The sequence below is a fragment of the Bartonella sp. MR30HLJHH genome (assembly GCF_042194195.1).
Classification (GTDB): domain Bacteria; phylum Pseudomonadota; class Alphaproteobacteria; order Rhizobiales; family Rhizobiaceae; genus Bartonella; species Bartonella grahamii.
Window position 1 is genome coordinate 1 of the sequence record NZ_JBHIMO010000095.1, and the last position, 821, is coordinate 821.

Annotated in this window: 1 protein-coding gene; it reads right to left on the reverse strand. The window is 39.2% G+C overall.

The genetic code is table 11. The annotated features are described in order from the left end of the window. Window positions 1–173: 173 nt before the first annotated feature. Window positions 174–821, reverse strand: a 648-nt coding sequence (locus tag ACFIKR_RS09520; protein ID WP_375659666.1) for a hypothetical protein, incomplete at its 5' end; no start/stop codon positions are given.

The following is an 821-nucleotide window of genomic DNA, read 5'->3' on the forward strand; positions in this document are numbered from 1 at the left end:
AGTCCATAATTTTACCAATTGGTCTATTTACCTAAAATTTGACCGTACAGAGCGTTTTATATTATAGACATGGTTTTTTCATCGTAAAATATTTAAATGGCTTTGTATGGTATCTTTTTGTCGATTTAAACGCATGTCTAATCCCAAAATGATCAGCACTTTTCACTATTTTGCTAACTTGCAATGTTTTTCACTGCTCCCCCAAGACCATTTAAAGTTTCTTCAAGCTCTTGCTTGTGAACAAGCGTTAGTGGTCGAAAATGCTCTTTCGTTGTTTTCTCTTTGAGTGCTTTCTCACGTGTGTTTTCAATTGCTCTACGTACACTTTCGGCTTTTGAAAGAAGGGTATTTTCTAGTGTCTGGCAATAAGTTAAAAGCTCTCCACAAGTTGGCATAAATGTTTTTGATATCCCAATTGCTTGACCAGTTACGATATCTTCGACGCCCTTTTTCAGAGCATATGACGAAATCCGTTCCAGCATCATGCTATAGGATAGGACAACGGCTTTGGAATCTGTATTCGCAGGGACTCTCATGCTTGAGAGTAGGAAAGAAGCTTGCTCAATTTGCTTAACTGAAGCTTTCACAGAGAGCAACGCTTGTAGACGATTGCAAGCATCTAAGGTTTGCGCTTCCTCCTGTTTCGTCAATGTATTCCCAGCTTTCAGCGTCAATGGATACCCCAGACTGATCATTTCCATAATCTTCTCCAGATGAGAGATGATCTCTGAGTTCGTTGAAGCCTTCTGCAAGCTGTTCTGTGAAAGTTTTCTGAGTGAATTTTCCATGATAACCTCTAAGTGTTTGTGTTTGTTTCTTGG